Source organism: Dolichospermum sp. UHCC 0259 (assembly GCF_009711935.1).
In the GTDB taxonomy this organism is placed as follows: Bacteria; Cyanobacteriota; Cyanobacteriia; order Cyanobacteriales; family Nostocaceae; genus Dolichospermum.
Genome location: NZ_VIKX01000128.1, coordinates 9,430 through 18,026 on the forward strand (window position 1 = coordinate 9,430; position 8,597 = coordinate 18,026).

Here is an 8,597-nt window from a genome sequence, read left to right on the forward strand (position 1 = left end):
ACTCCCCTACTCCCCCGACTCCCCAGCATGATAGGAACTGCGGACGAGTGGACCGGAACGGACGTGATTAAAGCCCATTTCCCTGGCTATATTGCCCAGTTCTGTAAATTCCTCTGGAGTCCAATATTTTTTAACAGGTAGATGGTCTAAAGAAGGGCGCATATATTGACCAATGGTGAGGCGATCGCATTTTACAGATCGTAAATCCGCCATAGTCTCAATTAACTCCTCCATAGTTTCTCCATGTCCCACCATCACCCCCGACTTCGTAGGAATCTGATCATTCAACTCCTTAACCGTCGCTAATACAGCCAACGAACGGTCATATTTTGCCCCTCGGCGCACAGTTGGAGTTAACCTACGGACTGTTTCAACATTATGGTTAAAACAAGCCGGTTGAGCCTGAATAATCATTGCTAAACTGTGACTTTGAACTGCCACACCCCCACCACCCCAAAAATCCGATGTCAGCACCTCAATTTGAGTATCAGGGTTCATCTGGCGAATAGTCTCCATTGTCCTCACAAAATGACCCGCCCCCCCATCAGCCAGATCATCACGGGCGACAGAAGTTAATACCACATACCGCAACCCTAAAAGCTGTACCGATTCCGCCACCTTTCGAGGTTCTTCCCCATCCAACGGCATTGGCGCATGACCCTTATCTACTTGACAAAAAGCACAAGAACGGGTACAAGTTGGCCCCATCAATAAAAAAGTTGCTGTTTTTTGGGCGTAGCATTCACCCCGATTTGGACAACGCCCTTCTTCACAAATTGTGTGAATTTGTCGCTGCTTAATGATACGTTGGACAGTAGAGATTTCACTGGCTTTGCCAATGGGGCGACGCAACCAGCTAGGCATAGTCATAATTTCTGACTTGATATCAACTTGTTGTGGAGAATTCATATAACGATTTGTTAATTAAGCAAAAAGTAAGAGCGCGTAATGAAGATCTACATAGAGGCACTGTAGTTTCAGATATACATACCCCAAACTGAGAAGTTAGATTCATAAATCTTTCACTACACAGGATATTTAGTTGTGTGTAGTCTACACAACTATGATACAAATTGATCAGAACATCAGTGAAAGTTTCCTAAAACACCTGTGTTTTTGGAATTTGTGTCAGAAAATACTCCTCCCCAATCTACATAAATTTTGGATATAGTGAGAGAATCCCTAAAAGCAGTCGGCAACCAGCCATCTAAACATAAAATTTTAGTAGAGTAATCAGTTGTGGCAAGTAACAAAATTTTAGTTATTGACGACACTACCGTTGTCAGGGTAAAAGTACGAGAAATGTTACCACCAGGTAATTTTGAAGTGATAGAAGCCAAAGACGGGTCAGAAGGATACAACCTCATCCTCAAGGAAAAAGTCAGCTTGATCATGCTAGATTTTTTGTTGCCAAAAATGAGTGGTTGGGAAGTTTTCCAGAAAATCCAGGCTCAACCAGAATTACGGAAAATTCCTTTGGTGATCATGTCAGGACGGAAGGAAGAGGTAACGGAAAAATTTGTAGAACCATTTGAATATTTTGAATTTTTAGGCAAACCTTTTGATCAAAAGCAACTCGTTGGCGCTATTAAGTCGGCAATGGTTAAGTCGAAAAAGGAGCGTCCAGACTTAAATACACCTCCAGTGAATCCTGCAAATCAACAACCTGTCCCGGTTGCTGTAAATGCCGTAGATTCATCGGCTGAAATAAAATTACTAAATGATAAAATTATCAAGATGCAAGGAGAAATTGATAGCTTGAAGCAACAGCTTAATAAAGTTGTGACTTTCATTAAACAGAAAATTAAGTAGGGTTTGCTGAAAAAGTTCCCTGTTCCCTACTCTTACGGACAACTTTTTCAGCTATCTGGATATCCTCAATCTCCCATATCCTGCCAGGAAAATGTAACTGTTTTGAGACACCATAAGTCAAAACCTTGCATTTATATAGAAAATCAGGGGGTGAATTTGGAAAACATTATCGTAGAAAGCAAGCGAACGAATAGTAAATATACGTTGTTTGGTGGTTACGACAAGGGTGATTTGAGAAGTTTGCAAAGACAAACAAAATACAAGCTACAAGCAGTCCTGTAAATGGGCATTCTTGTGGCTTTTCGGCAACAAGCACTTCAATATGACTTTAAATTGGCATTTACCGCAAATGCTCTGAATATTTTTAATATTCTTAAACTACTTTTTAATACAGTTGATTTATCATTACTAAGCTTCGTTCCAGCAAAAGAGGTATTGCGGTTTGATATATCTGAGAAAGATGATGTAAGTAGGTTGGCGTTAAAAATTGTCGTTATGGCAAAGGAACAGCGAACAGGAAAGAGGTTTTGAGCAACTTTACTTTTCGTTACATACTTCGGTTTTTTTCCGTTCACCTACTTATTATAAACAATTCTGAATATAACTTTTACTTCCCTATTGTCTTCTTTGTATTTGCCAAAACAGTTTGATAATCCTGTCTATCTGGATGTAATTTTACCAACTTCTCCATCAAAGCGATCGCTCCCTGATTATCCCCCGAATTTAACCGAATAATAGATAACTTTTCTAAAGCCGTCTGATTATTAGGTTCACGCTGTAAAACCAACTCATAACCCTTAATCTGTTTCTGGAACTCACTCTCAACCGATTGAACTACTGCTTGCTTTGGTTTTTCCCAAGCCTGTTTGATGGTATTTACCCCCCCAAACAACATTGAACCACCAAAAGACACAAGCCCAATATATGTAACAATTCTTTTCTTTCGAGCAATTTGCTTACCACGCTGAACTAAGTAATCACTATCAGAACTAGCCATGTATTAAAAATTGCTGTTATCCAAATTTCAGCATCACTCCTATACCACTAGATTACCCACCACCCACAAAAAAAATATCACCTGCCATTTTCAACTGATATTTCAACATTTATCCCAAAATTAAACCGCTGCGAGGAGGAATAGTTAAACAAACATTTTCCCCCTTCCAGGTAATTTCTCCTTTCCCAAATAAAACTTGTTCAGGTTGATTTTGCAAATTACTACAATTTACATTTACTATTACAGATTTAGTTCCCACGTTCACAGCAATAATTAATTCTTCACTTTCTAAAGTTCGCGCAAATATATAGACTGTTCCTACTGCATGAAGAACTTGATAACTACCAATTCGCAAAGCTGGATAATTTTGACGAATAGAAATTAACTGTTTGTGAATATTTAAAATTTCTTGATTCCAGTCAAATTCTAGGGGGAAAACCCGCCGACAATCTGGATCTATTCCTCCAGGTAAACCAACTTCATCACCATAGTAAATACTGGGCGCACCGGGAAAGGTGAATAACAACAAATTACATAGTTCTACACTAGATTGATCACCATCAGCAATACTCATTAATCTGGCTGTATCATGGCTACTGAGGATGTTTAATTGAGTTAGTTGAATTTCCCAAGAATAAAGTTCTAAAAGGCTGTGAATTTTAGCCGCATATTCAGCCGCATCTAGGGCAGGATATGGGTAATAACTTTGAGATTCTACTAATTCTAATACTACTTTATCGCCTACTGCAAACGCCAGCACTGCCTCATTAAATAAATAATTCAATACCCCATCAAATTGCGTCCCATCGAGCCATTCACGGGCATCTGTCCAAACTTCACCAACAATATAAGCATCAGGATTAATACCTTTAACTCGTTGGCGAAATTCCTGCCAAAAACCAGGAGTTTTAATTTCATAAGGAACATCTAATCGCCAACCATCAATGCCAAACTCTAACCAATATTCGGCAATTTTCATGATATACTCTTGCACATCTGGATGATCATGATTAAAGGTTGGTAAAGAGCGAATCCCTGCCCAAGCATCATAATTAGCAGGTAAATTACCATCATAAGGTGCAAGTGGCCAGCCTTGAATTTTAAACCAATTTAGCCAAGGAGAATTAGAGCCATTTTCTAATACATCATGAAAAAAGAAAAAGCCTCGACTAGAATGATTAAATACGCCATCAAGAACTATCTTCATATTTCGTGAATGGGAGGCATCAATTAATTCTCGTAAAGCCTGATTTCCCCCTAACATCGGATCAACTTGGTAATAATCATGGGTATGATAACGATGATTACTAGCAGATTGGAAAATGGGTGTAAAGTAAATCGCTGTAATTCCTAAACTTTGGATATAGTCTAATTTTTCTATCACACCCCATAAATCACCACCTTTGTAACCTTGGAGTGTCGGTGGTGCATCCCAGGCTTCTAAATTGGTATTATTTAAGAAACTGTGACGGGAACGCTGACTTCTCGCAAATCTATCGGGAAATATCTGATAGAAAACCGCGTGTTTCACCCAATCTGGCGTTTGAATTTGCATAAATTTATTTATTACTCTTTTTCGTAGCCACGAAACGATAAATAATTGGTACACTTGTTTACTTAACCCAGTTTACAGTTTACCAGTGCCTCATGGTATACGTCAAGCGCGTTGAACTTACCAATTTTAAATCCTTCGGTGGGACTACTGCTGTCCCTTTGCTACCGGGGTGTACTGTCATATCTGGTCCTAATGGTTCTGGAAAATCAAATATTCTCGATGCTTTGTTGTTTTGTTTGGGTTTGGCTAGTTCTAAGGGTATGCGGGCGGAACGTTTACCGGATTTGGTGAATAATGCTCAAAAACATAAGGGGCGTGCGGCACTGGAAGCTAGTGTAACGGTAACTTTCGATATTTCGGATGTCTCTCGCAGAGGCGCAGAGGCGCAGAGGGAGGAAGTCGGGGAAGTTGGGGAGGTGGGGGAAGTAGGGGAAGTAGGGGAGGTAGGGGAAGTAGGGGAAGTAGGGGAAGTAGGGGAAGTAGGGGAAAATCCAAAATCTAAAATCCAAAATCCAAAATCGTCTGAGTGGAGTGTTACTCGGCGGTTACGGGTGTCTCAGCAGGGGGGGTATACGTCTAATTATTATATTAATGGTGTGGCTTGTACTTTGACTGAGTTACATGAGGATTTGGAGGAACTGCGGATTTATCCTGAAGGCTATAATGTGGTATTGCAGGGGGATGTAACGAGTATTATCTCGATGAATGCGCGGGAACGTCGGGAAATTATTGATGAGTTGGCCGGGGTGGCGACTTATGATCGGAAAATAGTCCAAGCTAAATCTACTTTGGATGAGGTGAAGGATAAGGAAGATAGTTGTCGGATTATTCAAACTGAGTTAAGTGTACAATGCGATCGCCTGTCTCAAGATAAGGCTAAGGCTGAGAAGTATCAATTATTGAAAATTGAGTTTATGCAAAAGCAGTCTTGGGAGGCGGTTTTATCTTGGCGTTCTCTCCAAGCACAGCAGGAAAAACTGGTTGCACAAGTTCAAGAGGGCGATCGCAGTTTCAGTGATTTTACTACTCAGTTAAATACAACTAATTCTCAAATTAATCAGAAAACTACTGAATTAGATCAGCTAAATCTCCGTGTGAAGGCTTTGGGTGAGGAGGAACTTCTTTCTGTTCAATCAAATCTCGCTACCCAAGAAGCGGAACGGAAACAACTCCAACGACAACAACGGGAGTTAGAAACATCTATTCAAGAATCTACAAAGCGATTAAATCAAACTTATCAAGAAATTCAACAATATCAACTTGCTTTAGAGGAAGCTAAAAAACAACAAAATGTAGAAATATTGAATGTCACATCTCTACAAACAGAAAGAGATAAATCTCAACAAAATTTAGAATCTTCTCGTCAAGCTGCGGCGGAAATTGCCTCGGCTTCGGAAGCTTGGGTACAACAACAAACGGCTTTAAATCGGCAAATTGAATCTTTATTGCATACTCTCGAACCACAACGCACTGAACAAGCGCAATTACAGGAACGCAATACTCAATTACAACAATTGATTTCTGAACAATCTCAATTAATTGCAACTTTAGAACCGGAATTAACCGCAAAACAAGCTGAATGTGCGCGGTTGGAAACGGAATTTAATGCTTCTACCCAACCTATTCAGAATTTAGCTGAAAATCTGGCTGCGACAGAACAAGAGTTACAAATTCAACAAGATACCCAAAAACGACTTTTACAAGAACAACGAGATAAACAACGTCAATTAGATAAATTAGAGGCACAGACACAAGCGCAACAGGAAATACAAGGAACACAAGCAAGTAAGGTAATTTTACAGTCAGAAATGCCCGGTTTGTGCGGTTTAGTGGTGCAATTGGGCAAGGTTGAACCTAAACATCAATTAGCTTTAGAAATGGCTGCTGGTGGACGTTTAGGACATATTGTGGTTGAAGATGATAGTGTTGCATCAGCCGGAATTGAACTGTTGAAACAAAAACGGGCGGGAAGGGCAACTTTTTTACCTTTAAATAAGATTAAAGTCCCTAGATTTACCCAGGATGCAACTCTGCGTTTAGCTGATGGGTTTGTCAGTTATGCGGTAGATTTAGTAGAGTGCGATCGCCGTTATCATGATGTATTTGCCTATGTTTTTGGTGCAACGGTAGTATTTGCGACTCTTGCCCAAGCTCGGAAAAACATGGGACTATATCGCATAGTCACTCTACAAGGGGAATTATTAGAAACTAGCGGGGCAATGACTGGTGGTAGTGGCAATCAACGTTCATCTTTACGCTTTGATAGCGGTGAAGCTGGAGAATCTCAGGAAGTCGCTAATTTGAAAACTCGCTTAATAGATATTGATCGGATTTTAGAACGTTGTGGAGAAGCAATTTCAAATTTAGCAACTCGCACTAAAACATTAACTTTAGAATTAACAGAAGCACGTCAAGGACGGAGAGAACAACAATTATATTTAGAACAGTTAAAGAAAGATATTAAAGGTTTAACAACGCAGTTAGAAAATACTCGTTCTCAACTTTCCCAAAATACCCAAAAATTCACATCTGCACAATCCCGGTTAGAAATTTTAAATCGGGAATTACCAGAACAAGAAACTCAATTACAACAATTGAGACATACTTTAGCTGAGTTGGAATCTTCCCAAACCCCCAGCGAATGGCAACAAATCCAAGCTATCATTAAAACCCAAGAACAGGAATTACAACAACGAGAAACTGCATTACGAGATGTTCAACAACAATTAAAAAATCTCGAAAATCAACAACAAAGATTACAAGAAAAAATAGAAGAATCCCAAACTAGAGTTATTCAATATCAACAAGAAGAAACGACAGGAAAACAGCAACAAGCAACAGTTAATAGTCAAGTTGAAGAATTGAATAATTTAATTACCGAAATTCAGGCTAAATTGGGTCAATTAGAAGAGAATTTAGGGGAAGAGAAAAAGAACCGAGATATAGCAGAAACAGAATTGCGATCGCTCTTATTGCGTCAACAACAATTACAATGGGAAATTGAGAAACTGCAAGAAACTCAACAAAAACGCCGGGAAGATTTAACAGCACTGCAAACCCAATTGCGAGATTTAGGTGCAGAATTACCCAGTCCTTTACCAGAAGTTCCCAATAAAGTTGATTTAGAAGACTTACAAAAAGAATTGCGGAGTTTAGGTAAACGTTTACAGGCAATGGAACCTGTAAATATGTTAGCTTTGGAAGAATACGATAAAGTCCAAGGTCGTCTCCAAGAACTTACCGAAAAATTAGAGACATTAGAAGGGGAACGGACAGAATTATTATTAAGAATTGAAAACTTTACCACCCTCCGTCAAAAAGCATTTAAAGAAGCATTCGACGCAGTAAATGAGAATTTCCAATCAATCTTTGCTATCCTTTCCGATGGTGACGGTTATTTACAACTAGATAATCCCGAAGATCCTTTTAACAGTGGCTTAAACCTAGTTGCACACCCCAAAGGAAAACCCGTCCAACGGCTTGCTTCTATGTCAGGGGGAGAGAAATCCTTAACTGCATTAAGTTTTATATTCTCCCTACAACGTTATCGTCCATCTCCATTTTACGCCTTTGACGAAGTGGATATGTTTCTAGATGGGTCAAATGTGGAACGATTAGCGAGAATGATTAAACAACAGGCGGAACAGGCACAGTTTATAGTTGTGAGTTTGCGCCGCCCGATGATAGAATCAGCACAGCGGACAATTGGTGTAACTCAAGCTAGAGGTGCTTACACTCAGGTTTTGGGTATTAAGTTGCAATCCTCTGATCATTGAAGCAGTCCGCAGAATTGTGTAAGATATATAATTGTGAAGCGATCGCTGTATAAAAAGCATTAAATTAGACAATATTGTGATATTTTGATTTTGAGTTGGGGGCGATCTGTTGCCGCTCAATTGCACCGTTATACCGACAGCAATGATTCCGTTTATTTGGAAAAAGAAATTATGAGTAATCAATCCCCCCTAGTACCAAGTATCACTATCGAAGGCGAGAGAAAAGCATTATTGACTGAAGTAACAAAATTGAAAAAAGAAAAAGTAAGTAAGTTGCGAACAGTTAACCAAGGCTGGAATATTGGTTTAACGGTGTCAAGTTTAACCTTAACTGCAATTACTACTATTCTAGGTGTTATTAAAGTTGAAGAAGAACATAAGAATTGGATTACATTTTTTGTTGTAACTGTTCACACTCCCCCACTAAAAAGGAATTAGGAAGTAACAGGGATAGGAG

At 39.4% G+C, this 8,597-nt stretch carries 7 protein-coding genes; 4 read left to right on the plus strand and 3 right to left on the minus strand.

What is annotated here, in order from left to right:
* Nucleotides 1-6 precede the first annotated feature (6 nt).
* A complete protein-coding gene (lipA, locus tag FJR05_RS10350) occupies nucleotides 7-909 on the minus strand; it encodes a lipoyl synthase (RefSeq protein WP_168644024.1) in 903 nt (300 codons plus the stop codon).
* A gap of 330 nt (nucleotides 910-1,239) precedes the next feature.
* Here lipA and FJR05_RS10355 point away from each other — a divergent pair, with 330 nt between their 5' ends.
* Together FJR05_RS10355 and FJR05_RS10360 are read left to right on the plus strand one after the other, a co-directional pair.
* Nucleotides 1,240-1,812: a response regulator gene (locus FJR05_RS10355; protein WP_168644025.1), complete on the plus strand. Its 573-nt coding sequence runs from the start codon at nucleotides 1,240-1,242 to the stop codon at nucleotides 1,810-1,812.
* Nucleotides 1,813-2,094: 282 nt separating this feature from the next.
* A complete protein-coding gene (locus FJR05_RS10360; RefSeq protein WP_168644026.1) occupies nucleotides 2,095-2,343 on the plus strand; it encodes a hypothetical protein in 249 nt (82 codons plus the stop codon).
* A 76-nt stretch (nucleotides 2,344-2,419) separates the two neighbouring features.
* Here the strand turns inward: FJR05_RS10360 and FJR05_RS10365 are convergent, their stop codons facing one another.
* Together FJR05_RS10365 and FJR05_RS10370 are read right to left on the minus strand one after the other, a co-directional pair.
* Complete coding sequence (locus FJR05_RS10365; protein WP_168644027.1) at nucleotides 2,420-2,809, minus strand: M48 family metallopeptidase; 390 nt, start codon at nucleotides 2,807-2,809, stop codon at nucleotides 2,420-2,422.
* A 109-nt stretch (nucleotides 2,810-2,918) separates the two neighbouring features.
* Nucleotides 2,919-4,364: a glycoside hydrolase family 13 protein gene (locus FJR05_RS10370; protein ID WP_168644028.1), complete on the minus strand. Its 1,446-nt coding sequence runs from the start codon at nucleotides 4,362-4,364 to the stop codon at nucleotides 2,919-2,921.
* Nucleotides 4,365-4,456: 92 nt separating this feature from the next.
* Between FJR05_RS10370 and smc the strand changes: the two genes are divergently transcribed.
* Nucleotides 4,457-8,140, plus strand: a complete 3,684-nt coding sequence (gene smc / locus FJR05_RS10375) for a chromosome segregation protein SMC (RefSeq protein WP_168644029.1) — start codon at nucleotides 4,457-4,459, stop codon at nucleotides 8,138-8,140.
* Between the two features lie 84 nt (nucleotides 8,141-8,224).
* Nucleotides 8,225-8,578 (plus strand): hypothetical protein, encoded by a 354-nt coding sequence (locus tag FJR05_RS10380; protein WP_168644030.1) that lies wholly within the window; start codon nucleotides 8,225-8,227, stop codon nucleotides 8,576-8,578.
* Nucleotides 8,579-8,597 lie beyond the last annotated feature (19 nt).

What these genes read in the sequence shown, in the direction of transcription:
- lipA (WP_168644024.1), bottom strand. Translation starts at nt 909, where the DNA reads ATGAATTCTCCACAACAAGTTGATATCAAGTCAGAAATTATGACTATG.
- FJR05_RS10360 (WP_168644026.1), top strand. Translation starts at nt 2,095, where the DNA reads ATGGGCATTCTTGTGGCTTTTCGGCAACAAGCACTTCAATATGACTTT.
- FJR05_RS10365 (WP_168644027.1), bottom strand. Translation starts at nt 2,809, where the DNA reads ATGGCTAGTTCTGATAGTGATTACTTAGTTCAGCGTGGTAAGCAAATT.
- FJR05_RS10370 (WP_168644028.1), bottom strand. Translation starts at nt 4,364, where the DNA reads ATGCAAATTCAAACGCCAGATTGGGTGAAACACGCGGTTTTCTATCAG.
- smc (WP_168644029.1), top strand. Translation starts at nt 4,457, where the DNA reads ATGGTATACGTCAAGCGCGTTGAACTTACCAATTTTAAATCCTTCGGT.